The sequence below is a fragment of the Bifidobacterium simiiventris genome (assembly GCF_019331715.1).
In the GTDB taxonomy this organism is placed as follows: domain Bacteria; phylum Actinomycetota; class Actinomycetes; order Actinomycetales; family Bifidobacteriaceae; genus Bifidobacterium; species Bifidobacterium simiiventris.
This window is the reverse complement of record NZ_JAHBBG010000007.1, coordinates 93,224-115,182: the sequence shown is the minus strand read 5'-3', so window position 1 is coordinate 115,182 and position 21,959 is coordinate 93,224. Positions and strand designations below refer to the sequence as shown.

The window sequence follows — 21,959 nt, the reverse complement described above, 5'->3', positions numbered from 1 at the left end:
GACTCCACTTTCCAAGGAGACTGAAGCTGCAACGCGGCGGTGAACAGACAAGAGGTATCCATGCCTCCAACCTACCCGACCGGCATCACCTCACACCCAAACCACCCACCACAAACAGCGAATAGCCTATAAGTCCTTTCCTACGTGTCATTTCGAGCGAGGCGAAGCCGAGTCGAGAAATCTTTCAGCCCCTTGGCGCTTAGGATTTCTCCGCTCGCTGTCGCTCGGTCGAAATGACAACACCGTGCTCGCGTTCGGTCGAAACGACAACCTTTCGCCTGCGTTCGGCCGATATGACGGGGTTGTACGTCACGCGGTGAGTTCCGTTTTGCTGAGCTGGGATTCGGCGATCTGACGGTAGACATCACACGTGTCGAGCAGTTCGCGATGCGTGCCCTGCCCCACGACCTTGCCGTCGTCGAGCACGACGATGCGGTCGGCGTTCATGATCGTGCCGATGCGCTGCGCTACGATCAGTTTGGTCGCGCCCTTCGCGTGGGTTCCGAGCGCGTCGCGCACCGCTCGGTCGGTCTTGAAGTCGAGCGCGCTGAACGAGTCGTCGAAGATCAGGATCTCCGGGTCGCGGTATACGGCCCGCGCGATCGACAGGCGCTGCTTCTGACCGCCCGACACGTTCGATCCGCCCTGCGCGATGGCCGCGTCGAAGCCGCCGTCCATGCGGGTGACGAACTCGGTCGCCTGCGCCACATCGGCCGCCTCCTGCACACGTTCGCAGCGGTCGCCGGACGGCGTGCCATCGTTCGCAGCACCGCCGGCCGCGCGGTCGCCGCCAGTCGTACCGGAGCGCACGTCGTCACCGTAGCTGATGTTGCCCGCAACCGTCCCCTTGAACAGCACCGACTTTTGCGGCACATAGCCGATCGTGTCGCGCAGCGCGGTCAGATCCCAGTCGCGCACGTCCACGCCATCGACCAGCACCTGGCCGGCCGAGACATCGTAGAAGCGCGGTACCAAATTGATTAGCGACGTCTTGCCGGAACCGGTCGAGCCGATGAACGCGACGGTCTGACCGCGTTCGGCCGTGAACGAGACATGTTCGAGGATCGGCTCGCGCGAGTCGGGATACGCGAAGCTCACGTCGCGGAACTCGACGGTGCCGGTCTGACCGCCGCCGATGCGCGCCACATCGGCCGCCTTGTCGCCGCCATCCTTGACGAGCGGCTCGGTGTCGATCACTTCGAGCACGCGCTGCGCGGACACGTCGGCGCGCGGCCAGAGCACGAACACCATGCTCATCATGAGGAAGCTCATGATGACCTGCACCGAGTAGCTGGAGAACACGACCATGTTCGAGAACACGGTGAGCTTGTCGGTCGCGGCGGCCGCGTCGATCAGATACGCGCCGATCCAGTAGACGGCGAGCATGAGGCCGTTCATCACGGTGTTCATCAGCGGCATCATCACGGCCATCGCGCGGTTCGTGAACAGCTGGGTGTCGGTGAGATCCTTGTTGGCCTTGGTGAACTTGTCCTCCTGATAGTCCTCGGCGTTGTAGGCGCGCACGACGCGCAGGCCGGTGAGATTTTCACGTGAAACAAGGTTGATGTTGTCGGTGAGCTGCTGCATCGCCTTGAACTTCGGCATGACGAGCGCCATGAGGATCACGATCGCGACGAGCAGGATGACCGTGGCGACGGCCGTGGCGAGCGTCCATTCGAAACCGTCGCCGGCGATCTTCATGATGGCCCAGACGGCCATGATCGGCGACTTGACGATGAGTTGCAGGCCCATCGTGATGAACATCTGGATCTGCGTGATGTCGTTGGTCGAGCGAGTGATAAGGCTTGCAGTCGAGAAGCGGTTCATTTCAGCCGGGCCGAACGATTCGACCTTCGCGAACTCGAGCGAACGCAAACGTTGGCCGAAGCTGGCGGCGACGCGGGTCGCGATGAAGCCGGTCACAACCGCGCACGCGACCGAGCCGAGTGAGACGAGCAGCATCTTACCGCCGGCGATCCAGATGTCGCGCATCTCGCTGCCCGGCGTTTCGACGAGCGTGGTGATGTCGGACATATAATCCGGCAGTTCGAGATCGAACCAGATCTGGCCGACGATGGCGACCAGCGCGATGAGCATCTGGCCTATCTCCGCCTTGGAGAGGTATTTCATGATGCGAAGCATCGATTCCTCCTATGCGTTGTTGGTTATCGAAGACATCTGTCGATTAGTTAGTTTCCAGTATCAAATTACTTACAGTGTAAGATATTACATCCAATCCTGCGTGTTTCCTGAGAATCAGGCACCCGCGCCGCCCCGACCATGTTCATTCCGACCGAGCGAAACGTCCACAATGCCATTTCAACCGAGCGCAACATCTGAACCGGTCATTTCGACCGAGCACAGCGAGCGGAGAAATCTTTACCCCCATCACCCATCAAAGATTTCTCGACTCGGCTTCGCCTCACTCGAAATGACAGGAATGAGAACACATCTCGTCCAAAATGACAACAACAGGCCCGCCCAAGTAGACCGGCCGAAGACCGATTCATCCGACACGGCAAACTCCGTCAGAACAACCGCCGGAGCCTCACTCCCGACGCTCGAATGCCCTGCGCACTTCCTCCGGGGTCGGGCGTGGCTGGCCGGGCTTGCAGATCGACATGTACGTCATGAACTCGCGCGTCAGATCGACGAACTCGCGCGTGCGCCGCTCCCCCATCTGCGAGAAGATCCAGCACACCGCATCGCGCATCTCCTCCATGTCCTTCCGGCCGCGTTCACGCCCGGCATCGGTCAGGTTCACCAGCACCACGCGGCGGTCGTCAGGGTCGGTTTCACGCGTGATCAGGCCCTTTTTCTCCATCGAGGACAGCAGCGTCGAGATGCGGCCGGACGTCGCGTTGAGCGCGGCCGCCAGCTGCGACGGGGTCATCGTGCCGCGATGGGCCAGCTGCCGGATCGCGAACATCTCGCCCTGCGCGCCGCGCGTCAACTCGCGCTGCATGTCCGAGCGATGGCACCAGGCGGTGCGCCACAGCTCGGAAACCGCATCCTGCTCAAATCCCATCAGCCGCACCTTCCATCATGAAATCGACAACGACCGCCATCAATATATCTTACAGTGTAAACAATATCGATACCGCCGGCGACGCATCGCGTCTCCGCCGTCGACAACCGCCGCGGACAACTGTGCAACGGGCCACAAAACTCACTATTTTGCGGTATTGTCGCGCTAAACACGCCGAAAAACGTGAGTCACGACACGAAATCACGCATTTGCCGTTCACAATATGACCATCTGCATGTATCGTGGATACTACCGACACAGAAGACGGCAGAGAAGAAAGCCACTGGGGGATCCCGAGGAAGGGGAATATATCATGGAACGCAATGTTTGCAGCATCGTCGGCTGCAGTCACGAGGCAGTTGATTCAGGCATGTGCGCGGCGCATTTCACCGCGGCGCTGGTGCATGGCTCCATCCAGTACGCGGGCAACCGTCCGCGTCCGGTCTGCCACTGAGACATCGTCAACGGCTTAGCGTGTTCCCCGGCTCCCACGGCGGCACCCATCCGTCTGCGGGACTGGGGAACATGCGTTGCATACGGTCTTCCGACGCCGCCGTATGTCGCGCCGGCCCGGCAGCACGCGCGCATCGGCCATGCCGCGCCCGCACCTGCCCGTGCGAATCACCCGCCCATATCAATGATCAACAACAGTCATCACCGTTCACCGGCGATCGACCATAATCGGAATCATGAATACTCTGTGTGACCGCATGCCGCACACCGCGGCGTTCCCGCGCGCGCTGGGCACCGGGTTGATCATACGTTCCGACGAACCGGTCGACCGGCCACGCATCGCCGCGTTCATCGACGAATACGAGTCCGTGCTGTCGCGGTTCCGCGCCGACTCGACGGTGACGGCGATGGGCCGGGCCGAACATGGCGGCAAGTTCGATTTTCCCGACTGGGCGGGCGCGCTGTTCGATCTTTACGACCGGCTGGCCGACGCGACCGGCGACGCCATCGACCCGTGCGTCGGCGAGGATCTGATCCGGCTCGGATACGACGCGGCGTACTCGTTCACGATCGCCGACGACGCGAACGCGCGGCTCGGCGCGGTTCACGGCCGGCCGACATGGCGAGGCGACGTGGAACGGCACGGCACCACGCTGATCACGCGCAGGCCGGTGCATCTCGACTTCGGGGCCTGCGGCAAGGGTTATCTGGTCGACCTGCTTGCCGAACGGCTCACGCACTCCCCCGGCCAGTCGGTCGAACGGCTCGCGAACCGATCCGATCAGACCAAGCGCTCCCCCGAGCTGCTGATCGACGCGGGCGGCGATCTCACCGCCCGACCCTCGCAGCCCGTCACGATCGCGCTCGAGGATCCGGCGGACGCCACGCGAGCGGTCGGCACGGCGGCCATATCGAACGGCTCCTGCTGCGCCAGCGCGCCCAGCCGCCGCCACTGGCAGGCATCCGGCCGGCTCCGGCTACACCACCTGCTCAACGCCATCGACGGCCGTCCGTCCGATTCCGTCGCCGCGACCTGGGTCACCGTCGCCGCCGACGCGGCCCCCCATCCCACCGCGTTGGCCGACGGGCTGGCCACCGCGCTGTTCGTCGCCGATCCGAACACGCTCGCCGGCCGTTTCCCCTTCTCGTGCGCGGTGCTGCGTCCCGATCGCACCGCCGTCGTCAGCCGCGGCTTTCCGGGCGAACTGTTCGTCAGGCCGGCGTAGGCTGCGCGCAACCGGCCGCGGACTTCCACGGCTCGCATCCGCATGCCCGCACCCGCATCCCACCGATCCCACGACTGCCACGCCCCACGAACCCCGTCCCGCCAACCGCACCCGCATCATCAGCAAACGCCCGGACCAACGCAAGTTGACGCAACGTCAATTTACGGCATACACTTACGGCAGGGATTCAATTCCAACAGCGAGGCAATCCGCCATCGCCGGCCATCACCAACAAGGAGCGACGCATGGCACAGCAACGACGCAACGACACCACAGCATCACGCGGCGACGCGCGGCGCGAGCAGATCATACGGGCCGCCCGCGAGGCGTGCCTCGACACCGGCTTCTCCAAACTCACCATCAGCGACATCGCCGAACGCGCCGGCATGACGCGCTCGCTGTTCTACCACTACTTCGCCGACAAAAACGAGGTGGCCGACGCGGTGATCGACGACACGATCTCCGCGATGCTCGGCAAACTCGATCACTGGGACAAGTCACGCGAGGCCGGCAACATCGACAAGGCGCTCGACGACATCGTGCGGCTCACCCGCGCGATCATCGCCGACGAGGGCCCGTTCAGCGCCAAGCTCATGCAGGCCGGCAACGCCGAGCTGTACATCAAGTTCATCGACCACGCGGCCGACCGGATCGCGGACTTCTTCTGCGAGACGACCGTGCTCGATTTCGAGACGCTGCACGGACTGCCGATCCGCAACGTGCACGAGACGTTCTACACGCTGATCGTCGGCCTGATCTCGCTGATCCGACTGCATCCGGACACGCCGGACGCGGTCATCAAGCAGGTCGCCGCGCAGACGTTGCACATCGAGGACTACCTGCGCTGAGACCGACCGCCGCGCGCAACGATCACGCGACGCCGATGACAACCTTTGCCGTGTGGGATTCCTCGTCGGCGACATTCAACACGACCGTATCGCCCGGGCGTGCATCCTCAGGCACCTGCACGACCGCGAGCGCCTCGCCGTAGTATGTGCCGGTCTCGCCGGTCACGAAACTGCCGCGGTTGTACGGCGCGGCGCAACCGAATCCAAGCAGCCGGCCGCCGGTCACGCGGGCGTGCAGCAGGCCGCGTTCGAGCGGCTTGACGGTGCCGTGATCGTCGGTGTACCGCACACGTACGAATGCGAGATGGCCGGGCGCGACGGCACTGAGCCCGACGGTCTGGCCGTCGTCGATCCGGCCGTCGGCCGACCCGCCAATCAAACGGTCATCCGTCTCCGGCATCCAACCGCCAACCGGCCATTCGACCGTCGCCCGCAATTCGGTGTGATCGTTCGCACTGCGCAACGAACGCCGACCGATCTCGCGTCCAGCCTTGTCGTACGCGACCGCTTCGATCACGCCCGGCCGGTACGCGCACACGAACCGCGCCACGCAGTCGTCGCGCAGCACCCGCCGCCCGACCTCACGCCCGTTGACCAGCAGCAGCACCGACGCGGCCCGCACGTACACCTCCACGTGCGCAAGCCGTCCGTCGCAGCCGTTCCAGCTCCACGACGGCATCGCGTCGGTCATCTTCCATGCGCTCGGCGAATGTTTGTCGTCGGTGTGGTTGACCGGCCGCACCGCGATGTACGGCCCGCGATCGCCGCCCGCCTCGAGCGCGACGCGCGTGTACAGTGCCTCGCCGAGTGGCCGCCCGGTCAGGTCGAGCCGTCCGGAACCCGCGGTCAGCCAGCCGAACCCGATCCTGAGCGGCGCGTAATCCTCGTACTCCCACGAGCCGATGCCGGCCTCGCCCATGTAATCCATGCCGGCCCATACGAAGTCGCCGATCACGCGCGGATGCCGTTTGGCAAGCTCTCGGAACCGGTACGCGTCCTCGCAGAACGTTTCCGACCCGAGGATGAGCCGGTGCGGGTACGTTCGCAGATCATGCAGGTAGCGTTCGATGCCGTAGTTGTAGCCGGCGATGTCGAGCTGGGCGAACGCGCCGCGCGTCACCCAGTCGCATGGCGGCAGCACGGCCGCGCGTTTCATGACCCGCGCGCCGAGCACGACGGTGAGCTTGTTGAAGAACTCGCTGCCGACCAGACGACGGCGCCCGGGCAGTTTGCCGCGCCGGCGCAGGCGTTCGGCTTTGGCGGCCTCTTTCGCGGCCTTGGAGTCCGAGTAGAAGCCGAGACCGATCGAACTGAGGAAGTTGAAGAAGATGTTGATGCCGCAGGTGACGGGGCGTGTGGGGTCGAGTCGGTGCAGGTGTTCGGTCATGGCGCGGGCGAGCCGGATGCCGCGCGGTTGTGCGGTTTCGCTGACCTCGTTGCCGATGGAGTACATGACGACGCTGGGGTGGTTGCGGTCCTTGGCGACCATGCTCGCGAGGTCGGCGCGCCAGTGGTCGCGGAACCGGTCGACGTAGTCGTGCTGGGTTTTGTGGATGTACCAGTGGTCGATGTACTCGTCCATGACGAGCATGCCGAGCCGGTCGGCGGCGGCGAGCAGGGCCTTCGAGCAGGGGTTGTGGGCGGAGCGGATCGCGTTGTAGCCGGCGCGTTTGAGCAGGGCGACCTTGCGTTCCTCGGCGTCCGCATAGGCGCACGCGCCGAGGACGCCGTTGTCGTGGTGGACGCACGCGCCCTGGATGATGACGCGTTTGCCGTTGATCTGGAAGCCGCGGTCGTTCCAGGCGAGGGTGCGGATGCCGAAGGTGACGGTGGCTTCGTCGGCATCGCGATGGGCGGTGTTTGGGTTGATGTTCGCCGATTCATAACGGATGCGGGCGATGTACAGGTTCGGCTCGTCAGGCGACCACAGGCGCGGATCGGGGATGGCGAGGTCGATGACGGCGGTGTTTGCCTTACGCTCCAATACGGCCGAAGCGGTTGACGAAGAGACGTCTGCCGACGCGCTCGAGAAGCCGGCGGAAGCCTCGGCCCCCTTGGTTGAGGGGGCTCCCGGCGAAGCCGGGTGGGGGAGCGTCACCCCCGACGACGCCCCGATTGCCGCAGCCTCCACGCTCACCGTGCCGGGAGCGGTAGTTTCGACCGCGAACCGCACGCGGGCCGGCGCGGAACCATCCGCCGCGCCGATGCCCAGCGTCCGCACGCTCACCCCGTCGTACGCGATATGATCGCGCGGCCCGACCCACAACGTCACCGGCCGGTAGATGCCCGCCCCCGAATACCATCGGGAATTGGGCTGGTCGGCGTTCCTCGCGATCACGCGGATCTCGTGTTCATGCCCGGCCGCGAACCGGTCGGTCACATCGACCGCGAAATCCGAATATCCGTACGGGCAGCTTGCCGCCAGTTCGCCGTCGATCCACACTTCGGCGTCGTGGTACACGCCTTCGAACTCCAGTATCATCGCGCAGCCGGCGAGGTCCTCCCCCGGCGTGAACCGCTTCACATACTCGTAGTCGCGGCCCTCGAACCATCCGGAATTGACGCCGCTGGTGGCGAACGGCGAACGCGGCTCGCCCAGCATCGCGTCGTGCGGCAGCGTCACCGGCTCGAACGGCTCGCCGGTCGCATCAAGATGCCGGTATGCCCATCCGTGATTAAAATCGACTGCCTTCATCGCCCGCATCCTTTGCCACGCTGATTGCATACCACCTTAGTCGACCTCGACAGCGGGCACACTCATGACGGCACGGGGGCGATACGCGACTACCCCGCGCGGCGCATGCGCATGAACAGGCAGCCGGCGGCGACGAACACGGCCACGACCGCGACGAAACCCCACAGCGTGGTGCCGATCGTGCCGGGCAGCACGAGCGCCGGGGTGACGAACGCGAACAGACCGCACAGCAGGCGCGAGAATCCGAGGATGAAGCCCTGCACGGCGGCGCGGGATTCGGCCGGGAACGTCTCTTGCGTCCACACCTTGCAGATCGCCTCGCCGGCGAGCGGCAGACCGACATACATGATGGCGGTGGCGGCGACGATCACCCACAGAGATCCGCCGCCCGCAGCCATCAGCACCATCGCGGCGAGCGCGATCACGCCGCCCGCGACGAACAGCGGGTTGCGCCAGCGCGTGTTGACCGTGGCGGACACCACCCAGTTCGCGGCGAACATCACCACGTACAGGATAATGCCGAGGCCCGTGGCGAGGCTTTGCGAGGCGTGCGCATTGACGAGCATGTAGGTCTGGAACTGGCCCCACGTGTTCGCCACGAGGTTCCAGCCGATGTAGAACACGAGCAGCGATGCGAACGCGGGGACGAGTTGCTTCGGCATGCCGAACGGGCCGGCGGCTTTGTTGCTATCTCGCGCTGAGGTCGTACTACTTGTGTTGTCATCTCGAGCGGAGGCGAAGCCGGAGTCGAGAGATCTTCCATTCCCATCCGTCGCTCTGGCTCCGGCAAGATTTCTCCGCTCGCTGCGCTCGGCCGAAATGACAGTAGCGTCTTCACCCTGTTCGGCCGCCGCATGCAGCGCCGCGAACTCCCCCGAACGCACGCGCCACAGCCACAACCCACAGGCCACCGCCGCGAACAGCGCGAACACCACGCGTCCGCCCGTCGCGCCCGGCATCCGCGACACCGCGAAGGCGACCAGCGCCGAGCCCAGCATGCCGATCTGCCATCCGAGCTGGGTCACGGTCACGAGCGTCGAGCCGGCGGCCGGATCCTGCGCGTCGCGCGCCATCACCGAAATCGACACCGGCAGGTCGAGCCCCGTGCCGAACCCCACGATGGTCACGCCGATCAGCAGCGACCAGAAATCCGGAGCCGCCGCGCATATCACGAACCCGACCGCCGAGACCAGGTTGATCCAGTTGAACACGCGGGTCATGCCGAGCCGCGCGCACAGCCAGCCGGCGAGCAGCGATCCGGCCGCGATGGCGAAGTTGAGCACCGCGCTCAGCGCGCCGACCTGCGTGGCGTCGAGTCCGAGCCCGGCCTGCCACATCGTGATCGTGGTCGACAGGCCGACGATGGCCGAGGATCCCAGGAACGAGCCGACCGCGCCGCAATAGCCGAGGCGGGCCAGCGCGGCCTGCGAAACAGTGCGGGATGACGATGCCGGGGCGTCGGTTGCCGAGCGATCCATATCACATACTCCTTTATACGTATTACATAAGTATGTTATATGCGATCATATACATGCCATATCAGGCGCGCGCCGGTCGCCGGCCACCAGTTACCAACCGATAGCCGACAGCCGCCGGTCGTTCAGCCGCCGCACGCTGTCACGACAGGTGCGTGTTGACGATGTTCTTCACCTTGCGCACCAGCGGCGACGTGCCGATGTTGGTGAGCTGGATGTTGAGCAGGAACGTCGAATCGGCCGCTGGATCGTTGATGAAATACGTGCCGAGCCAACCGTCCCAGCCATACTCGCCTTTGTGCGAGACCATGATCGACTTGCCCGGTTCCTCGACGATGCGCATGAACGTGTTGTAGCTGCATCCCGGCTGCCATTCCTCGAAATCGGGGAAATGCCGCCTGGACAGCGCGCCCGAGGTCATCATGCGCACGGTGAGCGGGTGCAGGATGCGCTCGCCGCCGTATTCGCCGCCGTTGAGCAGCATGCGCGCGAACTTCGCGTAGTCGTCGATCGTGGACTTCAGGCCCGCGCCGCCGGCCTGGTACGCCGGGTCGGCGATCGGCGCGTATTCGACGCCGAGATGGTCGGTGACGACCTCACGCAGCGGGCCTCCCGCGTTCGCCGGGTCGATCGGATTGTTCGGATTGTCGTAGACCGCGGCGAGACGGCCGAGCTTGCCCTGCGGCACGTAGAACGCGGTGTCGGCCATGCCGAGCGGTTCGAAGATCTCGTCGTGCAGGAAGTCGCCGAACCGCTTGCCGGACACGACCTCGACGATCGCGCCGATGATGTCCGCGCTCGTGCCGTACATCCAGTGCGAACCGGGCTGGAAGCGCAGCGGGCACTGGCCGAGCCGGTTCGCCAGTTCGACCGTGCCCATCGGGTTCGGGCCGTGCAGTCGGCCGTCGAGTTCGTCGAAGACCTTGCCGACGAGGCGACCGACCTCGAAGCTCGCGTCGCCGTATGGAATGCCCGAGGTCATGGTGAGCAGGTCCTTGACGGTGACTTCGCGGGCGGCCGGGACGGTGCGCTCGCCGTCACCGGCGGCTGAACCGGTTGAGCCGGCCTGGTCGGTGGGGACGTCGTTGGAAAGACGATCGTCGGCACCGGACGCGGCGGCGAATTCGGTGGTGACCCGCTGCCCCTTGAATCCGGACAGATACTCGCTGACCGGCGCCCCGAGATCGACCAGTCCGCGTTCGACCAAGATCATCGCGGCCGTGCCGGTGACCGGCTTGGTCTGCGAATACAGGCGGAAGATCGTGTCGCGCGTCATCTTCTCGCCGCGTTCGATGCTGCGCATGCCGGATTCGGCGTACCAGCGCTCCTCGCCGTGCTGCACGGCCAGCATGTTCGCACCGGCCACCTCGCCGCGCTCCACCGCACGGTCCATCGCGTCCTGAATCAATTGCTGCGTGTTCGTCATTGATGCCTCACTTGCCTTTCCGGCGGACGCGATCCGATCGGCGCCCCGCCGCCACCATCGTACCCGCGGCTTGTCTGCCGCTCTGCCCGCCAGTATATTAACCGCTTAAGATATCGCATCGCTCCCCGTCATGCATCGATGCGGCAACCCATCGCGCGTCACCCGCATCCTGGCCAAACGGTCCACCACCCCATCAGAAGTTCGGCTGTTTTTTGATATTTTTGATTTGGCTATATATCAAGGATGAGAAGTAGCTATGCACGCACAGAAGAACCCGTTCAAACCAACGACAGACGGGGAGCCCGGCATATGGTTCAGGCGCCGATCCGACCGTGCTCCCAGATGGAAGGCGAAGCGTTTACGAGGCAAGTGGGCCGCTGGATTCGCGGAAGATGAGCTCGCTGGCCGCATCGGCGACGGATCGCACCGTCTTGCCGTCGATCAGATCGAGCAGCATGCGCGCGGCGCGACGCCCACGTTCGACGATGTTGCGGCTGAGCGCCGTGACGGACGGACTGTTCACCCGGCACAGGAACGAATCGTCCCAGGCGATGACCGACAAATCCTCGGGCACGCGCACGCCGAGTCGCATGGCCGTACGAACCGCGGAAACGGCCATGACATCGTTGTCGTAGATGATGGCCGTGGGCGGCTGCGGCAGCGACAGCAGCCGTTCGGTGCATTTGTCGCCTTCCTCCGGGGAATAGTCGGTATGGAAGCAGCTGTACTGCATGTCGAGCGCGGCCGTTTCCTCCATGCATGCACTGTCGCGGATGAAGGTGTGGGTCAGTTCCTCAGGGCCGGCGATGCGGGCGATCCGCCGGTGCCCGAGCTCGCTGCAGTAATCGACCAGCAGATGCGCGGCGCTCGGCTCGTCGTCCGACAACGTGGTCAGCCCGTCCGCCACGGACGAATCGCACAGCAGCAGCGCCGGCATTCCGGAATGCTCGGAGAACAATTTGACGCGCGGATCGCCCAGTTCGACGTTCATGAGCAGCACACCGTCCACGGCGCCTGTCGCGATCCAGTCGCGCAGCACCTCCAGTTCGGACTGCTGGCTGTTCGCGTACCGCACGGTCAGCGAATAGCCGTCCTTCTCGAGTTCGGCGGTCAGTCCGGCGATCAGTTCCATCGTGTACGTTTCGACCGAGAGTACCTGCGTGGTATGGGTCATCACCAGTCCGACGGTGTTCGCACTGGCGTTCGACAGCGCCTTGGCCGCGCTGTTCGGCCGCCAACCCAGACGATCGGCCACCTTGAGCACTTTGTCGCGGGTCTCGACGGAAACGCCGGGTTTGCCGTTCAGGGCGTACGAGACGGCGCTGGTGGATACCCCTGCCGCCTCGGCCACGTCGGAGATGGTCACCTTTGACTTCAGCATGCGCCGCCCCGTTCTACTTAAATATTTCAGTATTACTGAATACTGTACTTAAATCCGCCGAAGACATGCCGCAACCCATGTCACCGTCAATGACCGTCAACGATCGTCAATGACCGTCAATGACGACGCGGCGTTCCGGCCCCTCGTAACGAAGAGGCCGGAACCATGACCCGTCAACGCTTGAGGTCGTTCGCGCAGCGCAGCACGTTCGGCGCGGCGAACGCGGCCGGGTCGAGACCGGCGGCGGCCGTGATGTGCCACGTCACCGATTCGCCCGGCAACAGGCTCGCCATGCCGCCGTCGATGCGCGCGGTCGGGTCGACCTTGTCGACCATGCAGAACAGGTCGCGCACGTAGGATCGCGCGGTGACGGTCAGGTCGTAACCGCCGCGCCCGTCGGCGTTCGGCGCGACGCTCGCCTCGAACGGAGTGCGGTCAAGACGCTGATCGATGACCTCGGCAGGGTTGTGGATCACGCGGGCGAAGCCGAGATCGCAGGCATACGTCGCGCCGCCGCTCCCCCGGTCGGCTTTGCCGACGGCCCCCTCAGCCGGAGCCGAGGAAGTCGGGCGATCCGGCTCGGCGACCAGCAGCTCGTTCGCCGCATCGCCGAACGTGGCCACGTCGGCCGCGATCGGCAGACTGACGTGGCCCGTCGCGCCGAGCGTCACGTTGAACGTCTGCGAGGCCAGCGTCTCGCCGGCGAGCGTCACGCGGCGTACCGTCCATGTACCCGACCACGGTTCGCGCGTGTCGTTGAGCACGACCAGTTCGAGGTGATCGGGCGCGACCGGCGAGCCTTCCCAACTGTGCTCGGCACGGAACGACTCGCTCACGCGCGGCTGGATCGTGGCGAAGCGCGGCGCGAAGAAGTCGCGCGACGCATGCCACAAGGGCTTGCGGTGCCCGTAATAGTCAACGGCCGCCCACGAGACGACCGGCCAGTCGTCGTTGAGCTGCCAGACCAGCGCGCCCGCGTTCACCGGTTCCAGCGAGCGCATGTGCGCGACGCCGAACCGCACCGCCTGCGCCTGCTGGAGCTGGCACGCCCAGTGCCAGTCCTCGATCGAGTCCCATGCGTCGGTCGGGATGAGCCAGCTGTGCTCGCCGTCGGACGGGCTGCCGTTCACCACGCCGCCGTAGCTCACGTCGTCGATGTTGCCCGGCGTGAGGTGGCCGCGCATACCGCGGGCAAGCTTGATGTTGCCGCCGTTGGCCTTCTGATGCACGAGCATCTGCCTGCCGAACGGGTCAAGCGGTTCATCATGCACGACGCGCGTGAGCGTGCTGAACGCGGGCGGCGCCTGGTAGCCGAATTCGTCGGCGAAGCGCGGCGCATAGTCGGCGTACTTCGTGTAGTCGACGCGATTCCACACGTCCCAGATGTGCATGGTGCCGTCGTTGTCCTGGTTCGCGTTCACGAACGGGGTGAAGCTCATCGGCGAGCTCGGCAGGTAGACGTGCGTCGGGTCGAGTTCGGCGAGCAGCTGCGGGAACAGCTCGCTGTAATACCAGTCGCCCCAGCCCTTTTCGCCGTAACCGTACTTGTTCGCGGAGCGATCGTCGTCGCGCAGCGCCTGCTTGAAGCCGCCCCATTCGGCGTAGGCCACATAGTTCTCATTGGAACCGTTCCATACGGTCAGGCTCGGATGCGGGCTTAAGCGGTTGATGTTCTCGCGCGCCTCGGCCTCGACTTCGGCGCGGGTGGCGGCGTCCTCCGGATAGGCGGCGCATGCGAACGGGAAGTCCTGCCAGACCATGACGCCGAGTTCGTCGGCCAAGTCGTAGAAGTCGTCGGATTCGTAGATGCTGCCGCCCCAGACGCGCACCATGTTCGAGTTGGCTTCGGCGAGATCCTTGAATCGCGCGGCGTAGAACGCGCGGTCCCCGCGGCTCAGGAACGCGTCGATCGGCACCCAGTTGTAGCCGCGCGCGTGCACCGGCACCTCGTTGACGTAGATCTGGAACGGCCGGCCGTGCGCGTCGGCGCGCGTGTCGACATGCACGATACGGAAGCCGACACGACCGGCCCATACGGCGTCCGGTGCCGCGACCGCATCCGTGGTGGCCGCATCGTCCACCACCACGTCCGCGCCGCCGGTGTCTGCATCGTCAACAGCCGCACCGCCGGTAGCCATGCCACCGGCGGTCACGGTCACGTCGTACAGCGGCTGCTCGCCATAGCCGAGCGGCCACCACAGCCGCGCATCCGGCACGATAGCGGTGATCGTCTCACTGTCACGGCCGTACCCGACCTCGCCGTTCACCGTAACCGGTTCAGTCAATCCCGGACCGTCCACGGTCACGATGACCGGCACCGGCTGCTGTCCGGCGTGCGCGTCGCCGGAGTTCATCACCCGGCCGTCGCCGGCCCGTTCGATCTCGACGGTGGTCGTGAGCACTCCGGTGCCGTCGGGACGCACGTCGACCAGCGGACGCACCGCGGCGAACCGCACGCCGGACCACGAGTCAATGCCAATCTCGCGCCAGATGCCGGCGTTCGCCACGTCGATGCCCCAGTCCCAGCCGAACTGGTAACTCGGCTTGCGCAGCTGGTTGAACGCGTGGTGCTCGGTGTGCGGATAGTAGCCGAGTTCCTGCTCGCGGCGGTCGGATTCGCGCACGGACGATGCGAACGTGACGGTCAGCGTGTTCGCTCCCTCGCGCAGCAGGCCGCGCGCGTCCCAGCGGTACGAGCGGTGATAGTTCTGCGCGAAGCCGGCAAGCCGTCCGTTCAGCATCACGGTGGCGATCGTGTCGAGCCCGTACGCGACGAGATCATGGCGTGTCTTTCCATCCGCATGCCAGTCGAACGTCGTCTCGAACTGCCAGTCGACGTCGCCGATCCACTGCTGACGGTTCTCGTTGTCGCCGTCGAACGGCTCGTCGATCAGACCGGCACGCAACAAGTCGAGCGTGACCTCGCCCGGCACGACGGCCGGGATGCCGGCGGCTATCGCATCGCGCAGTCCGGCCGGCGCAACCTGCGGATTGAGCGCGCGAACGGTCCAGCCGTCGGTGATGGAACGGAAGGTTTCGGGGGTATGAGTCATAGGAAACATCCTTGTTTGTTCGTGGATCGTTCAGGTAATGACAGTATGATTTTTGGTCAGCCGTTGTCTTCGACCGCAAATACACGAGCCGATGGCCCGCGTGTCTCAGACGCGGTAATGCGGACATGACCATCATCAATGCGTTCAACGCTCCACGGTTCTGCATCAGGAGCGTGATCCGGCCGCGATGGGTCAGGGAAAATCTGACGGACGGTGGCGGATTGGGGCACGGCAACGGTAATGCTCGGCTCGCCCGATCTCCTCCAGACCGTCATATATGACGTGCCTGGCTGAGATGCATGGTCCTCACCGGCCTGAGCAAGTCCCGACACAAGCCAATCATCATTGAAATCAGGCAATCCCAGGGGCCACCACGGAACAAGTCGATCCTGACGTTCCAATACGGCGCGGTGCAACGACACGGCATCACCGACAAGACCCAGACGGGTTTCGTCCATCCGGTTGATGAATCCCGAAACGTACAGCCGCCCCAATATGCCCGTGACCAGGGTGAACACGGCGGTCTCATCGCTCATCTCCTGCTGAGCGTAACCCCAGTTCCCCTGTTGTTCAGGCAATATCGTCAGGCCAGCACTTGCCGCGATTGCGGCATATACGATGGGATCGCACTGGTCGGAGGTCGATTGCAGGTCGAGACGCGACAATTGCGCATAATCGGCCCTCATGGCGCCGGAGCCGCAATTCTCGATCATGACCTGGGGATGGCGGCGACGCAAATCGTCCAACCAGTCCAGATACGCACGGCAATGGTCCAGCAGCCCGTTTCCGACCGATTCCGCGTTCAGATCCGTTCCGACGCCCGGCATGGTGTTGTAGTCGAATTTGAAGAAAACGACCCCGAATTCGGCAATCAGTCGATCCACGATGCTCGACACATGATCACGTACGAATTCAGAACGGAAATCAAGAAGATACCGTCCGGAGTCGCTGACCCGCTTGCCGTACCGGGTGAAGAACGCTTCATCAGGAAGGCTCTTCGCCAACGGTGATTTCACGCCGACGACTTCAGGCTCAAGCCACAGTCCGAATCCCATGCCGCATTCGCGCACTCGATCGGCCACGGCGGCAAGTCCGGCATCCCCGAATCGGTTGGTGGAGGGCGCCCACTCCCCCACCATGTCCCACCAGCCTCCGTTGGTGCTGTCGTACCACCCGGCATCGATGCAGAAGATGTCGGCTCCGATCTTGGCGGCTCCCTCAATGAGCGGCAATTCCTTCTCAAGAGTCGGGTCGCCGCCCAGAGTATTCATGTAGTCGTTGTAGACGACCAAGCCCTGGGTACGGTCGAACTCCGATTCACGCCCCAGCTCTTTCGCCTTCGCTCGCCGCAGGGCACGACGCTGCAAGGTCATCTCCGCAACCGCATGCTGCCAGTCGCCCTGTGCAATGGCAAACGACACAGGCACACTGGTAAAGTCGTGTCCTTGTCCCAGAGACGTCAGCCAGTGGTGATCCTGATACTCCGGACCGAACGCCACGACATGCAGGCCGGGGTCGTTCTCGCCGACCTCCCATTCCCATGCGCCGTTGTGTTCGATCTGCCACATGACGGAGAACACCGCATCTCCCGACGGGTTCGCTCCTTCAAGTATTCCCGCCGGCTGGTGAACGCCGGTGGACCAAGTCGACGCAGAACTCATCGCGAAGCGCGAGCTTGATTCTCCGGGATTGATGACTTGATTACGGTCTCGTATGGCAAGATCCCGAAGATCGGTGACATGCCAATCGTTTTCGGCGGCCCAGGCATTATCTCCCCAATACAGGCGCGACCGATCCACAACCGATGCGTTCGCATCCATAGGCAGGGTCAGCTGCATCGAAGAGACCGCTTCGATGGGGTAACGTTCCGGCGAGCGCACGACGGTGTACGTCCGCACGGCCGACAGGTTCGGGTAGGTCTCGAAGACGGAGACGACCGTGACGCCATCCTCCCCGTCATGGTTCGGCGAGGTATCCCGCGCATCCTCACACGCGGTATCCGATTCGCGCACCAGAGCGGGATTGGTGCTCTCCATCGGTCGTCCGGACGGTTCCAGTCGGCGATAGGATGCGAACTGGGTGATCTCCAGACGGTACAGACCCTCTGGGTTATCCTGAGGTTCCTGAACCTCGGCCTTGACGAAACGCAACTGCGAGCCGGCGACCGTGTCAATGTATGCGAGACGGTTGTCGTAGGCGCCCGTGTTGGTCGCACGCAATTCGACGATCGGACGAGGATCCCTTTGAAGAACGGTCGTCTCCTGAACCTCACCCATGCCGCGACCGGATAGTCCGGCCAGTTTAACCGGAGCGTCGCGAGAAGTGAGAAAGACCATAGAAATAACGCCGTTGCCCCAGCGCAACAGCCGGTTCGCGCCCGGCATACAGCTTTCGGCCGGCTTGATATCTGTCATGACAGTTCCTTACATGAACGAGTAGAGATAAAAAAATCGTCTGGCGGATGCTGATTCTTGCCAACCGCCAGACGATCATGAGGAGGAGAACCGCATCAGCCCTTGACCGCGCCGGCCATGATGCCGGAAACCAGCTGACGTCCCGCGATGGCAAACAGCAGCAGCAACGGGAACGTGGTGAGGATGACGCCGGCCATCACGATGGTGTAGTCGGTGAAGTACATGCCTCGCAAATTCGCCGCGGCAACGGTCAGCATGTTGTTCTTGTTCGGGCCGAGCACGAGCATAGGCCAGAAGTAGTTCGTCCACTGGGCGATGAACGTGAACAGGAACAGCATCGATGCAGCCGGACGAGCGGCCGGAACGGCGACGGACAGGAATGTGCGGAACATGGAGCAACCGTCCACGCGAGCGGCTTCGATCAGCTCGTACGGCAACGCATCCTGCAGATACTGGGTCATCCAGAACACGCCGAACGCACTGACCAGGCTGGGAATGATCACCGCCCAGAGCGAACCGAACAGACCGGCCTTGTTGGCCATGATGTACAGCGGCACCACGCTCAGCTGCTGCGGAATGGTCATCGTGCCGATCACGATGGTGAACAGCACGCCGCGTCCACGAAAGCGCAGCTTGGCGAACGAATACCCGGCCAACGTGCTAAAGAACACGGTGGAGACCGAGACGATGGTGGAGACCATCAGGGTGCCGGCGAACGCCTGCCAGAATTTGATGGCGTTGAAGGCCCTTACGATGTTCTTGACCAGGCCGCCTCCCAAGATAAGCGCCTGCGCGCCGTATTGCGTGGAGGTACTGTCCTGCGATGCGATCGAAACCGCAACATACAGCGGAATGAGGAAAATGAGCACCGCGATCGTGAGGATCAGGTATGTTCCCCAGCCGGCACGTCGTCCTTCGCTGGTCATGCCCAACTTCTTGCGACGGCGGGCCGCGGCTTTTGCCGTGCCTTTGCCGTACAGCTGTTCAATGGCGGGGACACCGAGCTCATCGTTGCTCTTGGTGGAACCGTTGCTCATGGCTCAGTTCTCCTTTCCGATCATGACGCCGGCGGCCTGACGCGCATTGGCCCCGGAACGCTGGGCCAACTCGTATTCCTTGTCCTGCTGGGCCTTGATCTGGGCCATCTGGCCCTTTTGATTCTTGATCTTGCTGCCGGTCGAAAGACGTTGCGTGATGAGGAAGTTGATCACTGCAAGAATCACGATGATGAGGAACAGGATCCACGCCACGGCCGCAGCACGCCCCAGATTCGGCTGGCCGATGGTCACCTTGTTGAAGCCCATATCCCATAGGTACAGCGACAGCGTCAGGTATTGCCGGTTCGGACCGCCGTATCCGTTGGTGCTGTTGTGGAACATCTGCGGCTCGTCGAAGATCTGCAGACCGCCGATGGTCGAAGTGATGATCACGAAGATCAACGTCGGACGCAGCATCGGAAGCACCACGGATCGGAAGGTGCGCCACGCGCCGGCGCCGTCCACGACGGCGGCCTCAAGGACGTCGCTGGGAATTGCCTGGATGGCGGCGAGGAAGATCAGCGTGTTGTAGCCGGTCCAGCGGAAGTTGACGATCGTGGCGATCGCCACGTGCGACCAGAACGTATCGGCGTGCCACATGATCGGGTTGAGACCGATGTTGGTCAGCAGCACGTTGATGACGCCCTGCTTGTCGGAGAAGATCTGGGAGAAGATGATGCCTGCGGCGGAGGGAGCGACGATGTACGGCAGCAGCACGCCCATGCGCCAGAACGTCTTCGCCTTGAGATTCGCGTTGAGGATCCAGGCAAGGAACAGCGCCAGGATGATCTGCGGCACGGAGCTCAGGATGAAGATGGAGAAGGAGTTCCTCAACGCATCCCAGAACGATTCCTGATGGACCACCCATGCGAAGTTGGCGAACACGCTCGGACTGCTGTCGCCGCAGGTGGCGCCGCAGACCGCTACGCCGCCGTCTCCGGTCAACGTGTTGTATTGCCGTGTGGCGATATACGCGGTGTACAGCAGCGGGAACAATCCCACGGCCGCAAACAGGATGAAGAATGGCGCCACGTACAGGTACGGTGCAGTTTTCCATTCGAAGATACTCAGTTTGTTTTTCAACGACGAAGATTCACTGGTCGCATGAGCGGTGTTTGCCATATTCGTCCCTCTGTCTTTCCTATTTCCCCCAAGGAACAACCCGGGGCCCCGCCAAAGGAGGTGAACGAGGCCCCGGGAAGATTGATGGTCAGCTCAAAGCCTTGACATCGTTGACCCACTGCTTCCAAGACTCGGATGGGGTCTGTTCCTTGGTGGCATCGACGCGGTTGAGTGCATCGATCATCTTGCTCTGGATGTCGAAGTACTGATCGCCCTTGTACGGATTGATCTTGTAGGCGTTCGCCTGGTTATCGTAGATCTTGCCGATCGGCGCGTTATTGAACCACTCGTCGGTCTTGTCGTACACGGCCGGATCCTTACGCGCGGAGACGGAGCTCGGGTAGTGATCGGCCTTGGTGAACATGTCCACCTGCTGGTCCTTGGCCGTCAGCCAGGTGACGAGCTTGGCCGCCTCCTCCTTGACCGGGGAGGATTCCGGTACGACGAAGAAGGCGCCGCCCCAGTTGCCGCCCTCGCCCGGGAAGACGTCGGCGATGTCCCAGCCCTTGAAGTCCTCACCGGAGTTGCCGCGAATGGTGTTCAGCATCCACATCGGGCACTGGATGGTGGCGAAGCCGTCATCGGCTCCGAACGCAGCGTTCCAGTCATCGCTCCACTGCACCAGGTGGGCGGAGAGATCGGTGACGGAGGTGAGCTGGTCGTAATCGCTCTTGACCTTGTCGTTCGTCGTCGCGATGACTTCGTTGCTGTCACGGGAAATGTAGGATTCATCGACCTGGTTGATCATGCTCTGCCAGGTGCTGGCAAGCGAATCGAACCAAGGAAGACCGGTTTTCTCCGTATATTCCTTGCCGGCCTTGAAGTAGGACTCCCAAGTGGCGTTCTCCCCGCCGATCCACTTCGCGACGGATTCGCGATCGGACGGGAAACCGGCCTTTTCAAGAAGATCGGCACGATAGCAGATTGCCTCGGGGCCGGAGTCCGTGCCAGCACCGATGAGACGGCCGTTGACGGTGGCGGTTTCTCGCTTCACGTCCGTCCAGTCGTTGTCCTTTGCGTACGGAGTCAGATCCACGAACTTATCGGCCATCGCCACGATGGAAGGCATCCAGTCGATGTCGGCGAGGTAGACGTCATAGGCGTTGGAACCGGTGGAGATAGCGGTGTTGAAGGCGGCTCGGGCGTCATCGGAGGACGCAGCGCGGGTTTCCTCGATCTTGACGTTGGGGTGCTCCTTCATGTACTTGTTCCACAGATCGGCACCCTTGTTCTTTCCGGACGGAGCACCGAAACCGGTATCGTAGTTCTGGATCTTGATGGTGACCGTGCCATCAGACGAACCGCTGCTGCTGTTGGTTTCCCCGCATGCGCCCACGCTTGCGAGTACTGCCAGTGAAACGATCGACGCCATAACCGGCTTAAACTTGTTCATCTGTAATCCTTCCTTGCCTGCATTGGCCTGTTCTTCTCCGCTATGTACCGGACCGTTCCGGCGACGGGTCGATCAATCACCATCATTGGCGACGATCGATAGCTTGAACTCGTCTTGCATTCAGTGTATCAGAGATTTTCTTAACCGGTTAAGGCGTGTCGCGGCGCAGATGCCCGCGAAGCCCCATCAGACATGCGAAAACCATTGAAATCTAGGGAAATACGCGACTGCCGAAATCGGCGTCATCGCCTTCTGACAGCATTCCATAGATTGGACATAGAATACAAGGCAGTTCATCTTCTTGCAATAACACGACAAAAAGTGAAGCGGTTCAATTTATCAGGCAGAGACGGAACGCTGATCGGAAGCCCGCACAGCAAGAAAGCATCAGCCCGCATCGGACGGATT

At 63.2% G+C, this 21,959-nt stretch carries 13 protein-coding genes and 2 pseudogenes; 3 read left to right on the top strand and 12 right to left on the bottom strand.

Features of this window, described 5'->3' with window-relative positions; genetic code table 11:
• Nucleotides 1-309: 309 nt before the first annotated feature.
• The 3 genes and pseudogenes from KIH76_RS11775 to KIH76_RS08015 form a co-directional block, all read right to left on the bottom strand.
• Nucleotides 310-1,119, bottom strand: a pseudogene (locus KIH76_RS11775) (ABC transporter ATP-binding protein); the annotation flags it as partial.
• Nucleotides 1,120-1,326: 207 nt separating this feature from the next.
• A pseudogene (locus tag KIH76_RS11770) lies at nt 1,327-2,034 on the bottom strand (ABC transporter permease); the annotation flags it as partial.
• Between the two features lie 514 nt (nt 2,035-2,548).
• Complete coding sequence (locus KIH76_RS08015; RefSeq protein ID WP_219070199.1) at nt 2,549-3,028, bottom strand: MarR family winged helix-turn-helix transcriptional regulator; 480 nt, start codon at nt 3,026-3,028, stop codon at nt 2,549-2,551.
• Between the two features lie 313 nt (nt 3,029-3,341).
• On the opposite strand from KIH76_RS08015, the gene KIH76_RS08010 reads away from it, so the two are divergent.
• The 3 genes from KIH76_RS08010 to KIH76_RS08000 all read left to right on the top strand — a co-directional run bounded on the left by KIH76_RS08010 (nt 3,342) and on the right by KIH76_RS08000 (nt 5,555).
• The gene (locus tag KIH76_RS08010) at nt 3,342-3,482 is read left to right on the top strand and encodes a hypothetical protein (protein ID WP_214374111.1); all 141 of its coding nucleotides are present in this window, start codon (nt 3,342-3,344) and stop codon (nt 3,480-3,482) included.
• 235 nt (nt 3,483-3,717) lie between these two features.
• On the top strand, nt 3,718-4,707 hold the full coding sequence (locus tag KIH76_RS08005; protein WP_236036912.1) for an FAD:protein FMN transferase: 990 nt from the start codon (nt 3,718-3,720) through the stop codon (nt 4,705-4,707).
• 245 nt (nt 4,708-4,952) lie between these two features.
• The gene (locus KIH76_RS08000) at nt 4,953-5,555 is read left to right on the top strand and encodes a TetR/AcrR family transcriptional regulator (protein ID WP_219070196.1); all 603 of its coding nucleotides are present in this window, start codon (nt 4,953-4,955) and stop codon (nt 5,553-5,555) included.
• 22 nt (nt 5,556-5,577) lie between these two features.
• Here KIH76_RS08000 and KIH76_RS07995 read toward each other — a convergent pair whose 3' ends face one another.
• The 9 genes from KIH76_RS07995 to KIH76_RS07955 form a co-directional block, all read right to left on the bottom strand.
• Nucleotides 5,578-8,250: a glycoside hydrolase family 2 TIM barrel-domain containing protein gene (locus tag KIH76_RS07995; RefSeq protein WP_219070194.1), complete on the bottom strand. Its 2,673-nt coding sequence runs from the start codon at nt 8,248-8,250 to the stop codon at nt 5,578-5,580.
• An 89-nt stretch (nt 8,251-8,339) separates the two neighbouring features.
• A complete protein-coding gene (locus KIH76_RS07990) occupies nt 8,340-9,728 on the bottom strand; it encodes an MFS transporter (RefSeq protein ID WP_219070192.1) in 1,389 nt (462 codons plus the stop codon).
• A gap of 139 nt (nt 9,729-9,867) precedes the next feature.
• Nucleotides 9,868-11,151: a serine hydrolase domain-containing protein gene (locus KIH76_RS07985; protein WP_219070190.1), complete on the bottom strand. Its 1,284-nt coding sequence runs from the start codon at nt 11,149-11,151 to the stop codon at nt 9,868-9,870.
• A 358-nt stretch (nt 11,152-11,509) separates the two neighbouring features.
• Nucleotides 11,510-12,532 (bottom strand): LacI family DNA-binding transcriptional regulator, encoded by a 1,023-nt coding sequence (locus tag KIH76_RS07980; RefSeq protein ID WP_219070188.1) that lies wholly within the window; start codon nt 12,530-12,532, stop codon nt 11,510-11,512.
• Between the two features lie 173 nt (nt 12,533-12,705).
• Nucleotides 12,706-15,585, bottom strand: a complete 2,880-nt coding sequence (locus KIH76_RS07975; RefSeq protein ID WP_219070186.1) for a glycoside hydrolase family 2 protein — start codon at nt 15,583-15,585, stop codon at nt 12,706-12,708.
• A 56-nt stretch (nt 15,586-15,641) separates the two neighbouring features.
• Complete coding sequence (locus tag KIH76_RS07970) at nt 15,642-17,999, bottom strand: beta-L-arabinopyranosidase (protein ID WP_236036911.1); 2,358 nt, start codon at nt 17,997-17,999, stop codon at nt 15,642-15,644.
• A gap of 95 nt (nt 18,000-18,094) precedes the next feature.
• Nucleotides 18,095-19,036: a carbohydrate ABC transporter permease gene (locus KIH76_RS07965; RefSeq protein ID WP_219070184.1), complete on the bottom strand. Its 942-nt coding sequence runs from the start codon at nt 19,034-19,036 to the stop codon at nt 18,095-18,097.
• 3 nt (nt 19,037-19,039) lie between these two features.
• Nucleotides 19,040-20,158, bottom strand: coding sequence for a carbohydrate ABC transporter permease (locus KIH76_RS07960; protein ID WP_219070182.1), 1,119 nt, complete (start codon nt 20,156-20,158; stop codon nt 19,040-19,042).
• A gap of 88 nt (nt 20,159-20,246) precedes the next feature.
• Nucleotides 20,247-21,551 (bottom strand): ABC transporter substrate-binding protein, encoded by a 1,305-nt coding sequence (locus tag KIH76_RS07955; protein WP_219070180.1) that lies wholly within the window; start codon nt 21,549-21,551, stop codon nt 20,247-20,249.
• Nucleotides 21,552-21,959 lie beyond the last annotated feature (408 nt).

Coding starts and splice junctions, on each gene's coding strand:
- KIH76_RS07965 (WP_219070184.1), bottom strand. CDS start 19,036: ATGAGCAACGGTTCCACCAAGAGCAACGATGAGCTCGGTGTCCCCGCC.
- KIH76_RS07995 (WP_219070194.1), bottom strand. CDS start 8,250: ATGAAGGCAGTCGATTTTAATCACGGATGGGCATACCGGCATCTTGAT.
- KIH76_RS08000 (WP_219070196.1), top strand. CDS start 4,953: ATGGCACAGCAACGACGCAACGACACCACAGCATCACGCGGCGACGCG.
- KIH76_RS07960 (WP_219070182.1), bottom strand. CDS start 20,158: ATGGCAAACACCGCTCATGCGACCAGTGAATCTTCGTCGTTGAAAAAC.
- KIH76_RS07980 (WP_219070188.1), bottom strand. CDS start 12,532: ATGCTGAAGTCAAAGGTGACCATCTCCGACGTGGCCGAGGCGGCAGGG.
- KIH76_RS08015 (WP_219070199.1), bottom strand. CDS start 3,028: ATGGGATTTGAGCAGGATGCGGTTTCCGAGCTGTGGCGCACCGCCTGG.
- KIH76_RS07955 (WP_219070180.1), bottom strand. CDS start 21,551: ATGAACAAGTTTAAGCCGGTTATGGCGTCGATCGTTTCACTGGCAGTA.
- KIH76_RS08005 (WP_236036912.1), top strand. CDS start 3,718: ATGAATACTCTGTGTGACCGCATGCCGCACACCGCGGCGTTCCCGCGC.
- KIH76_RS07970 (WP_236036911.1), bottom strand. CDS start 17,999: ATGACAGATATCAAGCCGGCCGAAAGCTGTATGCCGGGCGCGAACCGG.
- KIH76_RS08010 (WP_214374111.1), top strand. CDS start 3,342: ATGGAACGCAATGTTTGCAGCATCGTCGGCTGCAGTCACGAGGCAGTT.
- KIH76_RS07985 (WP_219070190.1), bottom strand. CDS start 11,151: ATGACGAACACGCAGCAATTGATTCAGGACGCGATGGACCGTGCGGTG.
- KIH76_RS07975 (WP_219070186.1), bottom strand. CDS start 15,585: ATGACTCATACCCCCGAAACCTTCCGTTCCATCACCGACGGCTGGACC.
- KIH76_RS07990 (WP_219070192.1), bottom strand. CDS start 9,728: ATGGATCGCTCGGCAACCGACGCCCCGGCATCGTCATCCCGCACTGTT.